This is a genomic window from Micromonospora sp. NPDC051296 (assembly GCF_040682255.1).
GTDB classification, from domain to species: domain Bacteria; phylum Actinomycetota; class Actinomycetes; order Mycobacteriales; family Micromonosporaceae; genus Micromonospora; species Micromonospora craterilacus.
This window is the reverse complement of the sequence record NZ_JBFBAO010000119.1, coordinates 1-17,075: the sequence shown is the minus strand read 5'-3', so window position 1 is coordinate 17,075 and position 17,075 is coordinate 1. Positions and strand designations below refer to the sequence as shown.

The following is a 17,075-nucleotide window of genomic DNA, read 5'->3' as shown; positions in this document are numbered from 1 at the left end:
GCCGGCGCTCGGGCCGGCCGCCCGCTGCGGCGGGTGCCGGGCCCGGGTCGGCGCGCCACCGGCCACCGTCGAACTGGTCGCCGCCGCGGCCGTCGTCGTCCTGCTGCTGGCCCGCCCACCCGCCGTCGAGCTGGTCGCCGCTGCCTGGTGGCTGGCTTTCGCGGTGCCGCTGTTGTTCGTCGACGTCGCCGTGCACCGGCTGCCCGACCGGCTCACCTGGCCGGCCGCCGCCGGGACCTGGCTGCTGCTCGGGCTGGCCGCGCTGGCCGGCGCCGGGCCGGCACCGTGGCTGCGCGCCACCGCGGCCGGGATCGGGTTGGCGCTTTTCTTCGCCGCCACCACATTGCTGCTCGGCGCGCGGGGCTTCGGCATCGGCGACGCCAAGCTCGCGCTGGGCGCGGGCGCACTGCTCGGTTGGTGCGGCTGGACGGTGCCCCTGCTCGGGCTGCTTCTCGCGCTGACGCTGTCCGGTCTGGTCGCCCTGGGGCTGCTGGTCACCCGCCGGGCCCGCTGGTCGAGCCACCTGCCGTTCGGCCCGTACCTGGTGCTCGGCACCCTCGGTGCCCTCCTGCTGATCTGGTAAGGAAGGGCCCCCTCTTAACGCCTCCGGTAGAGGACGGGCCCCTTCTTAACAGTTCGAGCGGCGCGCGGCGGCGGCGCTAGGGTGCGATGCCGTGTCACTCGGCGGGCGCGCCGGGCGGCGGTACGTCCTCACGCTGGTCGCCGAGGGCTGATCCGCCGGACATCCGCTGCCGCACGGCGGCCAGTTCCTCGAAGGCGTACGCCCAGTTGTGGCACTTGAAGCTGCGCAGCCCCTCGATCGGCGAGCGGCAGTCGGCGCAGCGTACGCCGGGGATGGCGTCGGGTAGGCCGGTGTTGACGTACCGGCGGTCGCCGAGGATCACCGTCGCGATCATCATCGGGTCGTGCATGCCCTTCAGCGCCGACGAGACGATGTCGTACCAGGTGATCCGTCGACCGCACTTCGGGCAGTCCGGCTGGTCGCCGCTGACCCACAGCGGCGCGCCGATGGTGCGCGGCGGCATGCCGAGCAGCTTCTCGATCCGCCGTACGTCGGACTCGGGGGTGGTCCAGCGGTGTCGGCCCGGCAGCGAGGCGGGCGAGTCGTAGACGGCTTGGAACAGCGTGGGATCGACCTCGACGGTCTCGCGTTCACTGGTCATCGGCGTCCCTCCCGGACGGTCGGCGCCCCTCACCGTGGTCACCGGCGGGCGGCGGGCACAACCGGATCAACGACACGGTGCGGTGACCCGGTGTTCTCGGGCAGCGCCTGCCGCCGGACGCCCCAGATGATCAGGTAACCGAGCATCCAGAACTCGCCCACGGACGCGGGGACGACGAGCAGGTCGCCGACGATCCCCGCCCTCGGGGCGAGGTAGGCGACGAAGGCGCTGAGCACGTAGCAGACGCCGCCGGCGACGAGGACCCAGCCGAGTGCCCGGGGCAGCCAGCCGGAGCGGAGCACGCACCAGCCCATCGGGACGAGCCAGAGGCCGAAGAACAGCCCGCCCACGATCCACAGGTTGCCGCTGACCAGGTACAGCAGTTGGACGGTGTTGGCGGTGTCGCCGAGCGGGTCGACCGCCACCTGGGTCGCGGTGGCGATCAGGGCGGAGCTGACCAGGATTGCGACGGCGTTGACCAGGCCGAAGGCGGCGATGCTGGCGGCAGCGGCCGTGGGCGCCCGCACTGCTCAGCTCACGGCCGACCATCCCCGCCGGGGTGTACGCCTACTACGACGCGATCATCGCCACCCTGCGCGACGGCGGGTTCTCCTATCGGATCGCCCACCGGGCGCTGCACGCGTTCGGCAGCCTGGCGCTCGGGTTCGCCCAGGAGGTGTTCCGCCCGGCCTCGGCCGGCGGGCAGACCGACGTCGACGCCGCCGAGGCGGAACTGGCCGCGATGGCCGAGGCGCTGCCCCAGTTGACCGCGATGGTCGCCGCCGAGGCGCACGACGCCGCCGACCCCACGCTCGGCTGGTGCGACCGCCAGGTCGAGTTCGAGTTCACCCTCGACCTGCTCTTCGACGGCCTCGAACAGGCCCGCGGCTGAAATGTAATGGAGAGGCTGTGGAACGCGCTGAAGTAACGCGGGCTGTCGTTTCAGCGAAGTGGTTTCCCCGCCCATGATCCGCTCGGCTCGCGCAGCCGGGCCGGAAAGGCATAACCGCACGTCAAGCGGCATGATCGCGCTCGAAAAAAGGGTCTTTTCGTGAGCGAAAATAAGGGGCAGGATAGGCCGGCATGAGAGCACTGCGACGCACTTTAGCCGCGCTCGTCGTGACGACGTTCGCGCTGACAGTCACAGCTACCCCAGCGGCTGCCATCACCGGCGGGGAGCCCGACGGTGACCGGCATCCCAACGTTGGCCTGATCCTCTTCTACGACGAGACCGGCCGCTACCGATGCTCGGCCACGCTCATCTCGCCGACCATCGTCCTCACGGCCGCGCACTGCACTCAGGGCACCCTCGGAAAGACCCTGGTCACGTTCGACACGGCCATCGCCGAGGCACCGCCGAACCCGCTGCCGGCGGCGGCTGACCCGAGTGCCGGTTACACGGCTGCGGAGCTTGCCGCGGCGGGTTACCTGTCCGGCACGGCGGCGACCCACCCGGAGTATTCGGACTTCACCGATCTGGACAACTGGAACGACGTCGGCGTGGTGGTGCTGGACACGCCGGTGACCGGAATCGTTCCCGCGACCGTGGCACCGACCGGGTATCTCGACCAGTTCGCCCAGCCGAAGCTCAACAAGACCATCTTCGGGCTGGTCGGGTACGGCACCGAGGTCCGCAAGCCGGAATCGGGCCCGCAGAAGCCGCAGCCCATGAGCTACCCGCTGCTTCGCCGCTACACGACCTCACCGGGTCAGAAGCTGACCCCGCAGGTCCTGCAGCTCAACGGCAACCCGAACGACGTGCGCGGCGGTGGCGGTACCTGCTTCGGCGACTCCGGCGGCCCGACCTTCCTCAACGGCTACCTGGTCGCGGTCACCAGCTACGGCTACACCAGCAACTGCCGCTACCTCGGCGGCTACCAGCGCGTCGAGATCCCGGTGGTCCAGGACTGGCTCGCCACGATCCGGTGACAGCTCGCTGATCCCGGCGGGTGCCTCCATGGTGAGGCACCCGCCGGTTGCTGTGGTGACTCAATCGTTGCGGGCTGTCTCCGGCCCGGTGATCCGGCCGAGCAGTGGCAGCGTCGAGGCGATGATGCCCAGCGACACCGCCAGCCCGCCGGCGACCATGAGGTAGAACGACAGCTGCGGCGGTAGCAGCGGGTAGTCCAGTTGCGACCGCAGGAAGAGGTGTGCGGCCAGGAACCCTGCCCCGATCGCCACCGCGGCGACGGCCAGCAGCGGCACGACGGTCTCCAGCGCGACCACCCGGCGCAGCGTGCGCAGCTGCATACCGGTGAGCCGCAACATGCTGAACGGCCGCTTCCGGTCGTTCAGCCCGCCGGCCACGCTCACCGCCAGGCTGCAACCCGCGATTGGCAGGCTGGCCAGCATGACCACGTTGGCCAGCTGCTGAAACTGGATCATCTGCTGCGCGGAGGCCGCCTCCCACTCGCCGACGCTCGCCGGGAAACGCTCCTGCGGAAACGCGTTGATCAGCATCGTCCGGGCCTGCTCGAACGCGGAGCGGCTGGTGGTGTCGACGACCACCGACAGGATCGGCTGCCGGTCGACCTCGGAGGCGGCGATCCCGGCGTCCTCCCAGACGTAGGTGTCGCTGGTCAGGTCGAACGCGCGCATTCCGATGAGATCGCCGGCCACGGCGGCGACCTCGGCACCGGCACGGCAGCTGCCGAACACCGCCAGGCGGTCCAGTTCGGCGCAGGTGATCAGGCCGTGCCACCCGTCCGGGCCGGGGTTGTGGTGCACCACGGTCACACTGCGTACCCCAGGGATGGTCTCGAGCCCGGTCGGGATCTGGTCCGCGGTCGGCGCTGGGCCGTCCTCCGGCCAGAAAATCTTGCTCAGTGAGGTGGCGGCCACCGAGTCGGTACGGGGTTCACCACGGTTGGCGACGAACGTGGTGATCGTGCCGGTCGCCACGCTGGTCACGAACAGCGCCACGATCAGCCCGCTGACCGACCGGAACCCGGCCCGCGGGTTGTCCGACAGCCGCCGGCCGGCGATGAGCGCGGCGGGCCGGCTCGCCCGCCCGGCCAGCACCCGGGCACCGGCCATGGTCAGCCAGGGGCCGGCCAGCACCAGCCCGATCAGGATCAGCAGAAAGCCGGAGAGGTACGCGGCCAGTTGGCCGTTCGTCGTGTCCGGGCGCCGACCGATGAAGTACCCCAACTCGGCGAGCCCGGCGACCAGCGGGATCAGCCGCCAGGCCCGCGGCGGCTTCGGGGTCACTCGACGGCTCACGCCCAGCGGTGAGATCTGCACCCGGCGCAGGGCCAGCCAGGAGGCGACGACGGCGCCGAGCGGGATGCCGAGCGCGACGAGCAGGACGTCGACGACGGTGAGCGACAGGTCGGCGGCGAAGAACGGTTCCCCGGTGAACGGGATCGTGGCGAGTCCCGGCCGGAACGCGAAGAACAGGCCGAGCCCGACGACGGTGCCCACCATGGCGGCAGCGGCGGACTCCACCGCCGAGATGACGGCGATCTGCCGTGGGGTGGCGCCGATCAGCCGCATCGCGGCGAAGCGTTGCTCGCGGCGGGTCGCGGCCAGCCGGGTCGCGGTGCCGATGAAGATGAGCACCGGGAAGAGCAACGCGGCGGCCACGACGGACAGCACGAGCGCCATTCCGTCTCCGTTGATGCCGACGTAGCAGCCGTTGCAGCCACTCGGCGAGGTGTCCATGATCTGGGTGACCTGGCGGGCCCCCAACTGTTCCAGCTCGGCCGGGCTGCGGCCGATGACGATCAACAGCGACTCCGGGGAGGGCAGCGCCGTCCGCCCGATGATGCCGATCTCGTCGCCGGGAAAGCGGTCACCGAGTTCCGCGGCCGGCGTGGTCCGCAGCAGCTCACCGAGCGCGGGCGAGACGTAGAACTCGCCCGGCCCGGGCAGGCGCGGGATGCCCGGTGGGACGGGAGCGTCCGGACCCAGCGCCGCGACCTCGACCCGGCCGATGGACCGACCGTGGTAGAAGTCCTCGCGGATCAGCCACCACATCGGGTCGGCCGACGTGTCGGGCGAGAGCGGGGCGACGGCGGTGTTGAGCCAGGCGTACCGCTGGTTCTGCGCGCCGACCGCGTTCATGCCGGCGAGCGTCGTCAGGAGCATGCCGACGCCCAGCGCCACCGCGGTGGTGATGATGACGAGCCGGACGGCGGCCTCCCGGCCGCCGGCCAGCGACAGCCGTAACGCGAACCGGATCATGAGTGCACCAGCGCGTTCACCTTGCCGTCGCGCACGATGACCTGCCGGTCGGCGTACGCGGCGATCCGGGCCTCGTGGGTGACCAGGACGACGGTGGTGCCCTGCTCGCGGGCCGAGGCGACCAGCAGGTCCATGACCTGCTCACCGGTCAGCGAGTCGAGCGCCCCGGTCGGCTCGTCGGCGAACAACGCCCCGGGCCGGGCGACCAGGCCACGGGCCAGCGCCACCCGCTGCGCCTGCCCGCCGGACAGCTCACCGGACCGACGCCGCTCCAGCCCGGCCAGGCCGAGCCGCTCGAACCAGGGCCGTGCCTCCCGCAGCGCGGCGGCCCGCTTGACGCCGCCGAGCAGCAGCGGCAGCGCGACATTCTCCTCGGCGGTCAGCTCCGGCACGAGCTGCCCGAACTGGAACACGAACCCGAACTGATCCCGGCGCAGGACGCTGCGCTGGTTCTCGTTCAGGGTGTCGATCCGGCGGCCGTCGAAGTGGACCTCGCCTGAATCCGGCACCAGGATCCCGGCCAGGCAGTGCAGCAGGGTGGACTTCCCGGAGCCGCTCGGGCCCATCACGGCGACGATCTCGCCCGGGGCCACCGAGACGCTGGCACCGCGCAACGCCGGGGTTTCACCGAAGGACAGCACGACGTCGCGCGCCTCGATCGCCTTCACTTCCGGACCACCTTTCGGAGCGCGTCCAACCGGGCGACCGTGGTGTCGATCCAGTGCAGGTCGGCTTCCAGGTGGAACAGGCCGTGGTCGGCCAGCAGGGTGTCGACCAGATCGCCGCCGCGCTTGATCTCGGTGAGCTCCGTCATCCGCCTCAGGTGGGCGGCGCGCTGCCGGTCGAGGTACTCCTCCGCCGGTCGGCCGAGCATGAGCGCCAGCACAACCTTGGTGAACAGCACCGTCTGCAGGTTGGGCTCGGCCTCGACCGGCTCGGTCAGCCACGACTCGACCTCGGTCGCACCCCGCTCGGTGATGACGTAGCGCTTGCGCTCGGGGCCCACGCCCGGCTCGATCTCGCCGACCACGATCTTGCCGTCGCGGGCGAGCCGGCCAAGGGTCGAGTAGACCTGGCCGAACGGCAGCGGCTTACCCCTGCTGAAGAAGGTGTCGTAGTGCCGCTTGAGGTCGTAGCCGTGGCTGGGCTCGCGTTCGAGCAGGCCGAGAAGGGTCATGGAGACGCTCATGCCGAGACCATACCCCGAGGGTATACACCGCGTATATATCCCCGGCGTACATTTCTTGGTGACGACTTCCGGGCTCCCCGTTCGTTCTTGAGCCCGACGAGACATGTCCGCCGGGTCGGTGTCGACCCACGATCCTTAGAGGAGTGAACCAGTGACCAGCTCACCCACCCAGGGAATCAAGACCGTGCTGCATCCCGTGTCCGACCTGACGGCAGCCAAGGCGGTGTACACCGCCCTGCTCGGCGTGCCGCCGCAGGCCGACGCGTCCTACTACGTCGGCTTCGAGGCCGCCGGTCAGCACATCGGGCTGGTGCCCGGTGGTGGACCGCAGGGCATGACCTCGCCGGTGGCCTACTGGCACGTACCGGACATCGAGGCGAAGCTGGCCGAGGTGACCGCCGCCGGTGCCACCGTGAAGGACCCCGTGCGCGACGTCGGTGGCGGCCGCTTGGTGGCCACCGTCACCGACCCCGACGGCAACGTGCTCGGGCTGCTCCAGGACCGCTGAGCGCAGTTGGCCAGGGCGTCAGCGGCGTACGGTGACCGCCGCGCTGGTGGCCTTGCCGTCCGCGTACCCGATACGCAGCATTGTTGGGTGACCTGTCCTGGGCTGCGCAATGTCCGTCATGGACGATGCTCCGCCGGCTCGGCCGAGCTGCCAGCGGATACGGCCGCGCTGGGAGGGAGTCGTAGCGCAGAACCTGCGGGCTTATCTCTGGCTACTCGCCGACGGCTTCGGTCCCTGGGAGGCGACGGCATACCCCAGTCACGAACATGAGCCCGCACGGATGGCCGCCTCACGGAGATCGCCCAGCGATGGGCACCGTCGCATCGCAAGACGGCGAGTGCGGTCATCACCTCAGGCGGGGGGAGTTCCCCGGCTTCGAGGAGCTGATCGACTCGATGTGCCGACAGCCGACGTGAAGGGTAGGCAGGCTTCCCCGGCCAGGGCCGCTGACCTGCGTAGAAGTGGGCCGCCATGGACTCGAACCCTGAACCTATGGATTGCCGGCGACCCGGCTGGATCCAGTGTCGTCCGAGGTCATCCGGCCTGCTGAGGCCGGTCTCGGTCCGGTTCGGGTGGCACGGTTGCTGTACTGCGATGCTGTACTGCTGGCGTCGATCGGTCGGCCCGTCCTGCTCCAGCCGAGGAAGCGGCGGTGCAACACGCCGGCCGGCGTCCAGGGCATGTCCTCGGCGGCCTGGACGAGGTAGGCGCCGAGGTAGAGGGCCAGCGACACCGGGGCGTCGGCGTACTCCGCCCGCAGCTCGCGCTTTCGCGTGGGGCAGGGCCAGGGCAGGTCGCAGCCTCCGCAGCTCCAGATCGGCATGACCGGGCCGTGGGTGGTCACCGGACACCGCCCAGGACGCGGGTGGTGATCGCGCGAGCCTGCCGGCTGGTAGCCCAGTCCACCTGCCAGCACGGGTACGGAGTCAGCCGCGACCACCAGACGCGGCAGCCGACGCACATGCCATCGAGCCCTCGGACATGCACCGCGACGATCGCCTGCTCTTGTCCGTCGTTCACTTCTCCCCCTCCCCGGGCCAGTGGCCACGATTGATCGGAATCCGGTGCCGGGCGCGACAGGGCAACTCGGCTCCGCAGCGGCAGACCCGCCGCCACCGTCGCCAAGACCAGACCGGCCGATGCCGGCGCGCGAGGGTGAGTGCTACCGCCAGGACGTACTCGTCGTAGGACACGCGTCTTTTGCTCTCGGACCCCTGCTGCCAACGGCCGGCATCCCGATCAGCACGGCCGACACCTGTGCTCGAAGCAGCTGCATCATTCGGTCTGGTCACCCTGCGCCTCCCGCCGATGCCTGGGGTCCCGTGGGCACCCGGTCAGCCGTTTCCGGAGACAGGGCACCCACGGCAGGACACCCGGCCGCCAAGCTGGGTAGCCCCACCTGCAACTTAGGACGCAATGTGCGCAGGGTCAACAGCTACGACACATAGCGTTGTAAGTCGAGCCCGTGATGTGGTCTGCTTGCACCAGCCGCCAAGCTGGGAGCACCACCTATGTCTGAAGCTGCCTACCTACAGGTCGCCCGGGATATCCGCGAGCAGATCGGCTCCGGACAGTTGACGCCGGGTGACAAGCTGCCCTCGTTCGCCGCACTCTGCGAGCACTACAAGGTCAGCAATACGGTCGTCCGCGCTGCCATGCTCCTGCTCAAGGCTGAGGGCCTGATCGACGGCCGGCAAGGCAAGGGCGTGTACGTCGCCAACCCCCTGCCCAGGTAGGCCCGGGTCACCAGCCCGAGTCAACTCGTAGGGCGGCATGCCGCTGCTAGTCTCGTGGACTGATGACACGATGCTTCGGTGACCGGGCCACCTTCGCCGTAGAGATAGGCGAGATCGAGCCGCACCAACTCCGCGTCGTCGACTTGTGGGCGGCTGGCAAAAGGCTCTAAAGAGCCGCAATCGACCTACCAGCGGAGCAGCGATCGGCGCCTGCTCACGGGAGTGCATCGGGTTGCCATGCCTCCTCGCTGGTTGACGACGTTTCACGGTGTCTTGTGCCCCCTGTGTGCACCGCACTGCCTGAAGCAGGGCGAGCCCTGTCACCTTCGTCCTGAAGGGCACAACGGGTTCGCTCGGGTACGCGGCCACCCTTGGAGCGGTGCACTTCCATGTCCTGCTTCGCCTCGACGGCGTCGACCCCGACAACAAGGACGCCCTCATTTCGCCGCCGGCCGGGATCACCGCCGACGACCTGGACGCCGCCGTGCACGCCGCCCGGGATGCCGCCGGCCCGGCCTGGCAGCCGTCGGATCTCGTCTTCACCACGCGCTACGGGCGGCCGGTCGAGCCGAGGGACGTCAACCGCTTCTGGGACCGGCGTTGCGACGCGGCCGGCGTCCGGCGGATCACCGTCAGGGATGCCCGGCGTACCTGCGCCTTCCTCCTGGCTGACCTGGACGTGCACCCCCGGGTGGCGATGCAGATCCTCCGGCACGCGCAGTTCGCCATCACCATGGAGATCTACACGGTGGTGTCCTCGGCAGCCACCCGCGACGCTCTCAAGCGGCTCGGCCAGACGCTCGACCGATGACGGCCGGACGCTGCTGTCTCCACGCTGGTCCGTTATCGGTCGCCGTAGTGGTACCGGCAGGCGATGACCTCGACGTCGTCCTTGGTGATCCGGTACACCAGCCGGTGTTCGCGGTCGATCCGGCGGGACCAGAAGCCGGACAGCTCTCCCCGTAGGGGTTCCGGCTTGCCGATGCCTTCGTAGCCGTTGCGCATCACGTCCGCGATCAGTTCATTGATGCGCTTGACCAGTTTGCGGTCGGTGTGGCTGAGGTACTGGCTCCAGGCTGTCGCGGTGAAGACCAGCCTCACGCGACGTCCCGCCGGGCGTCCGGGTCGGTCAGCTCCCGCTCGGCCGTGTCGCCCTGCTCAAGCTCCGCGATCGATCGGCGTAGCGCTGCGGCGTTGCTGGGGCTGCGCAGGAGGTACTCGGTTTCCTTCATCGACTCGTACTCGGCCAGCGACACGATCACCACCGGCTCGTGGCCCGAGCGGGTCACCACCACCTCTTCCGCGTCGTTGATGACGCTGTCGAGTTCGGCGGCCAGGTTCTGGCGTAGTTGGGTGAAGTTCACGGTCCGCATGACCACCTCCAGGCAGGTACAGAAAACTGTACCTCAGGCGGAGTATGTTGCCTCACCCTGGCCGGTGCTGCACTTCGCTGCTGTACGAGTCGTGATCACCACTGAAACAGCCCGAGAAGGGCCGCTGACCTGCGGAAGAGTGGGCCGCCAGGGACTCGAACCCTGAACCTATGGATTAAAAGTCCACAGCTCTGCCATTGAGCTAGCGGCCCGCGCGCTCAGGTTACCGGACACCCGCGGGAGCGGGCTCGCGGCTTCCGGGCCGCCATCGATGGCTCCGGACAGCGCGCCGGCCAGCGTACGGGGTCGAGGGGGTTGGCCGGGGCTGGCAGGATCGTTCAGTCGGCAGTACGACAGGGGAGGTCCAGCGTGCCGGAACCGATCCGCATCGCCATTTTGGCCGGGGCGACCATGAGCACCGGGCTGGTGGCGGGGCTGTTCTTCGCGTACGCCTGCTCGGTGATGCCGGGTCTGGCCGCGACCGACGACCGGACGCTGGTCGGCACCATGCAGTCGATCAACCGGAAGATCCTCAACGGGTGGTTCCTGTCGGTGTTCCTCGGCGGGCCGCTGCTGGTCGCGGTGGCCGTGGCCGGGTATTTCCGCGCCGGTGGCGCGGTGTTGGCCTGGCTCGTCGCCGCGCTGGTCGGCCATTTGGTCACGTTCGGCGTAACGATGCGGTGCAACGTGCCGCTTAATAACCAGTTGGACGCCGCCGGGTCGGTTGACGGGACCACCGACCTGGCGGCGGTACGACAGCGGTTCGAGGCGACCTGGGTGCGTTGGAACCTGGTCCGGACGATCAGCTCGGTCGCCGCCTTCGCCTGCCTGATCGGTGCCCTGCTGGCCCGGTAGGCCGCACCAACCGACGGGCTTGGAAGGCGGCTGATCGGGTACGGGCCGGGCATGCGGATCGTGGTGGTGGGGGCGAGCGGCAACGTGGGCACCGCGCTGCTGCGCCGGTTGCGGCGGGAGCGCGAGGTCCAGGTCGTCGGGGTGGCGCGCCGGCTGCCAAGCCTGGGGGCGGGTGAGCCGTACGACGGGGTGCGCTGGCACTCCTGCGACATCGGGCTGCCCGGTGCGGCCGATCAACTCACCGAGATTTTTGCCTGGGCCGACGCGGTGGTGCACCTGGCCTGGCAGATCCAGCCCAGCCACGACCCGAACGTGTTGCGCCGCACCAACGTGGGCGGCAGCCGGGCGGTGGTCGACGCGGTGTTGCGTGCCGGGGTGCCGGCCCTGGTGTACGCCTCGTCGGTCGGCACGTACGCGCCCGGCCCGAAGGATCTGCCGATCAGCGAGCGGTGGCCGGCGACCGGGGTGGCCGAGTCGTCGTACAGCCGGGACAAGTCGGCGGTGGAGGAGATGCTCGACGGTATCGAGCGGAGCCATCCAGCGCTACGGCTGGTGCGGATGCGCCCGGGGCTGATTTTCCAGCGGGCCGCCGGCACCGAGATCACCCGCTATTTTCTCGGGCGGCTGGTGCCGGTGCGGCTGCTCCGCTTCGGTCGGCTGCCGCTGGTGCCGGCCAACCGCCGGCTGCGGATGCAGGCGGTGCACGCGGACGATGTGGCCGATGCGTACGCCCGGGCGATTCTGGGTGACGCGCGTGGTGCCTTCAACGTCGCCGCGGACCCGGTGCTGACCCCGGAGCTGGTGGCCCGGCACTTCCACGGCTGGACGGTGCCGGTGGCCGCCCCGCTGCTGCGCGCCGCCGCCGCGCTCACCTGGCGGGCCCGGCTGCAACCGGTCGACGCCGGCTGGGTGGAGTTGGCGTTGAACGCGCCGCTGATGTCCAGCGAGCGGGCCGAGCGCGAGTTGGGCTGGCAGCCGCGGGTCAGCTCGGTCGACGCGTTGAAGGAACTCTTCGCCGGCATCGCCGGCCGCGCCCACACCCCCAGCCCACCCCTCGCCCTTCGCTGATCATGCAGTTGTGGTGCTGGGCAATAGCCAGTTGAGCGGACTTTCCGGGCACCACAACTGCATGATCGACGAGCAACATGGTTAGCGGATGGTGGAGGAGGTGAAGGCGGGGGTGCCGGAGCCGAGGTAGAAGATGCCGGGGTAGGTCTCGAAGCCGTGGCTGGGGTTGCGGCGCAGGGTCGAGCTCTCGATGCGGAGGGTGCCGGTGCGGTTGTTGCTGACGAAGAAGATGGCCCCGCCGCCTTCCTTGGCGTCGTTGCCCTCGATGATCGTTCCGGCGATTCGTACCGAGAACTTGTCGCCGTCGCAGTAGATCGCGCCGCCGCTGCCGCCGCCGGGGGTGCCGGAGCGGGCCGGGTTGGCGCCGTTGCCGACCGCCTCGTTGTCCCGCAGCACGCTGTTGAGCACCACCCAGGAGACGCCGATGCTGCTCAGCGCGCCGCCGTTGGCGCAGGATCCGCCGGTGAAGGTGCTGTTGACGACGTACACCGGCTGGTCGTTGTGCTGGTCGAGCACCCGGATGGCGGCGCCGCCGAGATCCGGGCCGGTGCGGTCGCAGCGGTTGCCGGCGAAGTGCGAGTTGACCACCTTGAACCGGCCACCCCGGACGAAGATCGCCCCACCACCGCCACCTTCGGTCCGTTGGCCGGTGGCGTCGCCGTCGGCGAAGGTCAGGTTCTGCACGGTCAGCTGGGGGTGATCCTGGTCGTTGCAGTGCGAGGTGGTCCAGCCCTGCAGGGCGTCGCAGGTGTTCATGTAGAGGATGCGCCGCTTACCCTGCCCGCTCAGGGTGACCTTGCCACCGCCGTCGAGCACCACCTTCGGGCCGTTGGCGTTGCGTACCTTGGCGGTCGCCGTCATCTGGATGGTCACCGGGTCCGGGCCGCAGTCGAAGGTGATGATGCCGCCGGCCGCCACCGCCCGGACCACCGCGTTGGAGGTGCAGCTGGCGGGGGTGCCGGTGCCGACGGTACGGGTCGGCTTCGAGGTGTCGACCGCCCGCGCCTCGGCCGGTACGGCCGCCCTGCCGGCCGGGTTGCCGGTGGGGCGTACGCCCTGCGGTTTCGCGGGTGGCGTGGGGCTGGCGCTGGCCCCGGGTGCGCCCAGGCCGGTACGGGCCGGCGGGGTGGCCTTGGTGGTCGGCTGTTCGACCTCCGCCGTCGGCGCGGCGGTGTCGGTGTCGGTCACCGGCGGCTGGGCGCTTCGGGGGTCGGCCCGCGGCACGGACGGACCACAGGCGGACAGGGTGGTGAGGGCGACGCCGAGTGCGACCACGGCGGCGAGGGGTCTCAGACGCACCCCGTGATGCTAGGCCCTGTGTCGAGGTTCTCGGTCGAGCCGAGCCGTCGCCGGGGCCGGAGCCCCGGGGGCCGTGGTCAGGTGAGCGGGACGTGGTGCAGGTGCCGGCGACGGCGCAGCCGGACGGCGAAGACACCCGCCACCGTCACGGTCAGCAGCGCGGTGACCACCAGCCCGTGCAGCAGGCCCCGGGTCAGGTAACCGTCGTCGGTGTGGTCCACCGCCCAGGTGCCGATCTCCCGGCTCGACCAGAACGGGGTCAGCTTCGCGCCGGGACTGGCCGGGTCGATCAGCATCTGCATCGCCACCACGGTGAGCAGCAGCAGGGTGCCCTCCAGTTCGCGGGGCAGCAGGGCGCCGATCAGCATGCCGAACGGCGCGGCCACCGCCACGCAGCAGAGCATCGCCACGGCGATCCCGGCGTACCGCAGGTTGGCCGTGTCGAAGACGGTGAGCAGGAAGAACGGCACCGAGACGGCCAGGCCGAGCACCCACAGGCCGAGCATCCGGCCGAGGTAGAGGTGATGCGGCCGGTAGCCGGCGAGCCGGAGCCGGGGCTCGATCTCGCGGGCGGCGCTGGTGGCGAAGAGCGCGGCGGTGCTGACCGCCCAACTGATGCCGAGCAGCAGCGCGCGGATCGACTGCCCGACGTAGGCGTCCCGCCGGATCAGCCAGAAGACCAACGGCATCAACAGCAGAAGCAGGAGTACGCCCCGACGGCGTGCCAGCTCCCGCAGCGTCATCTCGGCCACGGTGACCAGCCGGTTCACGAGCGGCCTCCCTGCTGGGCGGGGGTCAGGTCGAGCACGACGTCGACCCGGTCGAGCTGGTTGAGCAGGTGGGTCACCACGACGATGGCCCGTCCCTCGTCGCGTAGCCGGATCAACTGGTCCCAGAGGTTGACGTAGCTGCCCTGGTCGAAGCCCTGGTACGGCTCGTCGAGCAGCAGCACGTCCGGCTCGGCGAGGGTGGACATGGTGAGGTTCAGCTTCTGCCGCGTACCGCCGGAGAGGTGCCGGGCGAGCACGTCGCCCTCGGCGTCCCAGCCGAGATGCCGGGCCGCCGCCCGGCCGGCGCGGCGGGCCGGCCCCCGTGCCACGCCCTGACCGGCGCCCACCAGCACGAAGTGCTCGTCGGGCAGCAGGAAGTCGGCGGTGCCGCCCTGCTGTGGGCAGTAGCCGAGCCGGCCGGAGACGCTGACCTCGCCGGCGTCGGGCGAGACCAGCCCGGCGCAGATCCGCAGGAAGGTGCTCTTGCCGCAGCCGTTCGCGCCGACCACGGCGGCGATCTGGCCGGCCCGTACGGTCAGCGACGCGTCGCGCAGCACCGTGCGTCGTCCGTACCGCTTGGTGATGCCCCGGGCGTGCAGCCGGACCGGGCCGGGGCGCGGGCCGGGCGCGGTGCCGATGCTCTCCACGATCGCGGCGGCGTACGACTGCGGCGGGCCGAAGACCAGCCATGGGTCGCCCCCGCCCTCGCGCAGGTGCGTGGCGGCCTCGGCGACCACGTTCCGGGCGGCGTCGACCGCCACTCGGCGCTGGTGCAGTTCGGCCGCGAACGCCCGCAGCCACTCGTCGGCGTTCACCCCTCGACCCCCTTCGTGACGATGCCGGTCACCGGCGCCACGAACGCCAGCCAGGCGTTGCCGCCCTGGTGCAGCGCCGCCCGCCCGTCGTCGGTGAGCTGGTAGTACTTGCGGGCCGGACCCGACCCGCCCTCCCGCCACTGCGCGGTGACCAGGCCGGTGCGTTGCAGCCGCAGCAGCACCGGGTAGAGCGTGCCGCCCTGGATCGGCCCGACGCCCGCGGCGTCGAGCGACTGGGCGAGCTGGTAGCCGTAGGACTCGCCTTCTCGCAGCAGGGCGAGCACGCAGAGGTCGAGCACTCCGCGCAGCCATTGCCCTCGACGGTCGGAATCCACCCGCCGAACCCTAGTGGTGCTATCTAGATGGCACAACTACCTAGCCGCAGGGGGCCGGGCTCAGCCGGTGATGATGTCGGAGATGACGACGGTGACGTTGTCCGGCGCGCCGGCCTGGTGGGCGAGCTTCACCAGTTGCTCGCCACACTGCTGGCGGTCGGCGTGCAGGCTCAGCGTGGCGGCGATCGCCTCGTCGGCCACGTAGTCGGAGAGCCCGTCGCTGCACAGCAGCAGGCGGTCCCCGGCGGCGACGGTCACCATGCCCATCGTCGGCGGCGCGTCCAAGCCCTGCACCGCGCGGGTCACCAGAGACCGCTGCGGGTGGTGCCGGGCCTGCTCCGGGGAGAGCGCACCCTGGTCGACCAGCGCCTGCACGAAGGTGTCGTCGCGGGTCAGCTGGCGCAGCTGGCCCGTGCGCAGCAGGTAGCAGCGGGAGTCGCCGACCTGGGCGAGCACCAGCGTGTCCCCGGCGAGCAGGCCGGCGGTCAGCGTCGTACCCATGCCGTCGCGGGCGGGGTCGGCGGCGATCGCGGCGTGGATGCGCTGGTTGGCCGTGCTGACCACGGCACGCAGCGCGTCGGCGGCGGCGTCCGGCGTGGTCGGCGGGATCAGCTCGTCGAGGATCCGGATGACGATCTCGCTGGCCACCTCACCGGCGGGCAGCCCACCCATGCCGTCGGCCACCGCGACGAGGCGCTCGCCGGCGAGGGCCGAGTCCTCGTTGTTGGTGCGGACCAGGCCGATGTCGTTGAGGATGGCCGAGCGGAGGATGAGCGTCATGGGGTCAAGCTTGCCAAGAAGACCCTTCCCGCGTCTCTACGCACTACTGCGTAGGGTTGAGGAATGTTGCCGGTGTCCATGGTCGGGCGCGCCGGTGAGCTGGCTGAGCTGGACCGGGCGTGGTCCACCGTGGTCGGTGGCCGCCGCCGGTCGCCGGCTGTCGCCGTCGTCACCGGCGGCGCCGGCGTGGGCAAGAGCCTGCTGGTTGCCGCCGCGCTGGACACCTTCACCCCACGGCCCGAGGTGGTGCTCAGCGGCGCCGCCCGGGTGCACAGCCCCGCCCCGTACGACTGGCTGGCCGCCGTGCTGAGCGGGCGCGACACCAGCCGGCTCGACCTTCCGGCGGACGCGCTGGCCTGGCTCGCCCAGCAGCCCACCGCGCCACGCGAGCGCTACGCCCCCGGCACCCTGCTCCGCCTCGCCGTGCGTACCGTCCGGGTGCTGGTCGGCGCCGGCCCGGCGGTGCTCGTGGTGGAGGACCTGCACGCGCTCGACCCGGCCAGCCTCAACCTGGTCGGCGAGCTGGCCACCGCCGCCGGGCTGCCGGCCCTGCTGGTGGTCGCCACCAGGCCCGCGGCGCACGCGGTCGCGCCGGAACTCGCCGGCCGCACCCTGGCCCGCCTCTGCGGGGTACGCGGCGCGGTGCGCCAGCACCTCGGGCCACTGCGCCCGGCCGAGGTCGCCGAGGTGCTGACCCAGGTGTACGCCGGCCGCCCGCCCGGTGCCCGGCTGGTGCACGGGGTCTGGCAGCGTACCGGCGGCAACCCGTACGTCCTCACCGAGCTGCTCGCCGCGCACGCCGGACAGGACCCGGAGACGCTGCTCGACCCACCCTCCCCGACCGAAGCCCAGTCCTCGTTCGATGGCCCGCCCCCAGCCCGGTCCCCGGTCGACGTTGCGGCCGCTGGCGGCTCTTCCTCCGACGGTCCGCCGGGCGGATTGCCGTCGCTGGCGGTCCTTGCCGACCTGGCCGACCTG

Annotated in this window: 22 protein-coding genes, 1 tRNA gene and 1 pseudogene; 9 read left to right on the top strand and 15 right to left on the bottom strand. The window is 71.0% G+C overall.

The annotated features are described in order from the left end of the window. Nucleotides 1-583, top strand: a 583-nt coding sequence (locus AB0M52_RS15030; RefSeq protein ID WP_363953484.1) for a prepilin peptidase, incomplete at its 5' end; no start/stop codon positions are given. Nucleotides 584-677: 94 nt separating this feature from the next. Here AB0M52_RS15030 and AB0M52_RS15025 read toward each other — a convergent pair. Both AB0M52_RS15025 and AB0M52_RS15020 read right to left on the bottom strand, forming a co-directional pair. After that, nucleotides 678-1,184 carry a hypothetical protein gene (locus AB0M52_RS15025; protein ID WP_363953482.1) on the bottom strand — a complete coding sequence of 169 codons (507 nt, stop codon included), beginning with the start codon at nt 1,182-1,184 and terminating at the stop codon, nt 678-680. A 38-nt stretch (nt 1,185-1,222) separates the two neighbouring features. After that, a complete protein-coding gene (locus AB0M52_RS15020; RefSeq protein WP_363953480.1) occupies nt 1,223-1,711 on the bottom strand; it encodes a DUF4386 domain-containing protein in 489 nt (162 codons plus the stop codon). On the opposite strand from AB0M52_RS15020, the gene AB0M52_RS15015 reads away from it, so the two are divergent. Both AB0M52_RS15015 and AB0M52_RS15010 read left to right on the top strand, forming a co-directional pair. Beyond that, on the top strand, nt 1,711-2,076 hold the full coding sequence (locus AB0M52_RS15015) for a TetR/AcrR family transcriptional regulator C-terminal domain-containing protein (protein ID WP_363953486.1): 366 nt from the start codon (nt 1,711-1,713) through the stop codon (nt 2,074-2,076). The genes AB0M52_RS15020 and AB0M52_RS15015 overlap by 1 nt on opposite strands. 191 nt (nt 2,077-2,267) lie before the next feature. Beyond that, nucleotides 2,268-3,113 carry a S1 family peptidase gene (locus AB0M52_RS15010; protein WP_363953478.1) on the top strand — a complete coding sequence of 282 codons (846 nt, stop codon included), beginning with the start codon at nt 2,268-2,270 and terminating at the stop codon, nt 3,111-3,113. 60 nt (nt 3,114-3,173) lie between these two features. Here AB0M52_RS15010 and AB0M52_RS15005 read toward each other — a convergent pair whose 3' ends face one another. Genes AB0M52_RS15005 through AB0M52_RS14995 form a run of 3 tightly spaced genes read right to left on the bottom strand, consistent with a single transcriptional unit; the run spans nt 3,174 to nt 6,558 of the window. Next, the gene (locus AB0M52_RS15005; protein ID WP_363953476.1) at nt 3,174-5,369 is read right to left on the bottom strand and encodes an ABC transporter permease; all 2,196 of its coding nucleotides are present in this window, start codon (nt 5,367-5,369) and stop codon (nt 3,174-3,176) included. Beyond that, entirely contained in the window at nt 5,366-6,037 is a 672-nt protein-coding gene (locus AB0M52_RS15000) for an ABC transporter ATP-binding protein (protein ID WP_363953474.1), read from the bottom strand. Before AB0M52_RS15000 ends, AB0M52_RS15005 begins: the two co-directional genes overlap by 4 nt. Then, nucleotides 6,034-6,558, bottom strand: coding sequence for a PadR family transcriptional regulator (locus tag AB0M52_RS14995; RefSeq protein WP_363953473.1), 525 nt, complete (start codon nt 6,556-6,558; stop codon nt 6,034-6,036). Before AB0M52_RS14995 ends, AB0M52_RS15000 begins: the two co-directional genes overlap by 4 nt. A 151-nt stretch (nt 6,559-6,709) precedes the next feature. Between AB0M52_RS14995 and AB0M52_RS14990 the strand changes: the two genes are divergently transcribed. Then, the gene (locus AB0M52_RS14990) at nt 6,710-7,066 is read left to right on the top strand and encodes a VOC family protein (RefSeq protein WP_363953472.1); all 357 of its coding nucleotides are present in this window, start codon (nt 6,710-6,712) and stop codon (nt 7,064-7,066) included. Between the two features lie 490 nt (nt 7,067-7,556). On the opposite strand, the gene AB0M52_RS14985 is transcribed toward AB0M52_RS14990, so the two are convergent. Together AB0M52_RS14985 and AB0M52_RS14980 are read right to left on the bottom strand one after the other, a co-directional pair. Beyond that, nucleotides 7,557-7,910 carry a hypothetical protein gene (locus AB0M52_RS14985; RefSeq protein ID WP_363953471.1) on the bottom strand — a complete coding sequence of 118 codons (354 nt, stop codon included), beginning with the start codon at nt 7,908-7,910 and terminating at the stop codon, nt 7,557-7,559. Beyond that, on the bottom strand, nt 7,907-8,290 hold the full coding sequence (locus AB0M52_RS14980; protein WP_363953469.1) for a hypothetical protein: 384 nt from the start codon (nt 8,288-8,290) through the stop codon (nt 7,907-7,909). The genes AB0M52_RS14985 and AB0M52_RS14980 overlap by 4 nt, the downstream gene beginning before the upstream one ends. 287 nt (nt 8,291-8,577) lie before the next feature. On the opposite strand from AB0M52_RS14980, the gene AB0M52_RS14975 reads away from it, so the two are divergent. After that, on the top strand, nt 8,578-8,802 hold the full coding sequence (locus AB0M52_RS14975) for a winged helix-turn-helix domain-containing protein (RefSeq protein ID WP_363953467.1): 225 nt from the start codon (nt 8,578-8,580) through the stop codon (nt 8,800-8,802). Nucleotides 8,803-9,175: 373 nt separating this feature from the next. Further along, nucleotides 9,176-9,613, top strand: a pseudogene (locus AB0M52_RS14970) (replication initiator); the annotation flags it as partial. A 32-nt stretch (nt 9,614-9,645) separates the two neighbouring features. Here AB0M52_RS14970 and AB0M52_RS14965 read toward each other — a convergent pair. The 3 genes from AB0M52_RS14965 to AB0M52_RS14955 form a co-directional block, all read right to left on the bottom strand. Beyond that, on the bottom strand, nt 9,646-9,903 hold the full coding sequence (locus tag AB0M52_RS14965; protein WP_363953465.1) for a Txe/YoeB family addiction module toxin: 258 nt from the start codon (nt 9,901-9,903) through the stop codon (nt 9,646-9,648). Next, entirely contained in the window at nt 9,900-10,175 is a 276-nt protein-coding gene (locus AB0M52_RS14960) for a type II toxin-antitoxin system prevent-host-death family antitoxin (RefSeq protein ID WP_278177945.1), read from the bottom strand. The genes AB0M52_RS14965 and AB0M52_RS14960 overlap by 4 nt, the downstream gene beginning before the upstream one ends. Before the next feature lie 140 nt (nt 10,176-10,315). Then, nucleotides 10,316-10,387 (bottom strand) — tRNA-Lys (locus AB0M52_RS14955). 157 nt (nt 10,388-10,544) lie between these two features. Between AB0M52_RS14955 and AB0M52_RS14950 the strand changes: the two genes are divergently transcribed. Both AB0M52_RS14950 and AB0M52_RS14945 read left to right on the top strand, forming a co-directional pair. Beyond that, on the top strand, nt 10,545-11,030 hold the full coding sequence (locus AB0M52_RS14950; protein ID WP_363953463.1) for an anthrone oxygenase family protein: 486 nt from the start codon (nt 10,545-10,547) through the stop codon (nt 11,028-11,030). Between the two features lie 51 nt (nt 11,031-11,081). Then, nucleotides 11,082-12,098, top strand: coding sequence for an NAD-dependent epimerase/dehydratase family protein (locus AB0M52_RS14945; protein WP_363953461.1), 1,017 nt, complete (start codon nt 11,082-11,084; stop codon nt 12,096-12,098). Nucleotides 12,099-12,179: 81 nt separating this feature from the next. On the opposite strand, the gene AB0M52_RS14940 is transcribed toward AB0M52_RS14945, so the two are convergent. The 5 genes from AB0M52_RS14940 to AB0M52_RS14920 form a co-directional block, all read right to left on the bottom strand. Beyond that, nucleotides 12,180-13,397: a hypothetical protein gene (locus AB0M52_RS14940; RefSeq protein ID WP_363953459.1), complete on the bottom strand. Its 1,218-nt coding sequence runs from the start codon at nt 13,395-13,397 to the stop codon at nt 12,180-12,182. A 77-nt stretch (nt 13,398-13,474) separates the two neighbouring features. Beyond that, on the bottom strand, nt 13,475-14,167 hold the full coding sequence (locus AB0M52_RS14935; protein ID WP_363953457.1) for an ABC transporter permease: 693 nt from the start codon (nt 14,165-14,167) through the stop codon (nt 13,475-13,477). Then, nucleotides 14,164-14,982: an ATP-binding cassette domain-containing protein gene (locus tag AB0M52_RS14930; protein WP_363953455.1), complete on the bottom strand. Its 819-nt coding sequence runs from the start codon at nt 14,980-14,982 to the stop codon at nt 14,164-14,166. The genes AB0M52_RS14935 and AB0M52_RS14930 overlap by 4 nt, the downstream gene beginning before the upstream one ends. Further along, nucleotides 14,979-15,317, bottom strand: coding sequence for a PadR family transcriptional regulator (locus tag AB0M52_RS14925; RefSeq protein WP_363953453.1), 339 nt, complete (start codon nt 15,315-15,317; stop codon nt 14,979-14,981). Before AB0M52_RS14925 ends, AB0M52_RS14930 begins: the two co-directional genes overlap by 4 nt. A 60-nt stretch (nt 15,318-15,377) precedes the next feature. Next, nucleotides 15,378-16,097 carry a PP2C family serine/threonine-protein phosphatase gene (locus AB0M52_RS14920; RefSeq protein ID WP_363953452.1) on the bottom strand — a complete coding sequence of 240 codons (720 nt, stop codon included), beginning with the start codon at nt 16,095-16,097 and terminating at the stop codon, nt 15,378-15,380. A 63-nt stretch (nt 16,098-16,160) separates the two neighbouring features. On the opposite strand from AB0M52_RS14920, the gene AB0M52_RS14915 reads away from it, so the two are divergent. After that, nucleotides 16,161-17,075: AAA family ATPase (locus tag AB0M52_RS14915; protein WP_363953450.1), on the top strand; the 915-nt coding region annotated here is incomplete at its 3' end.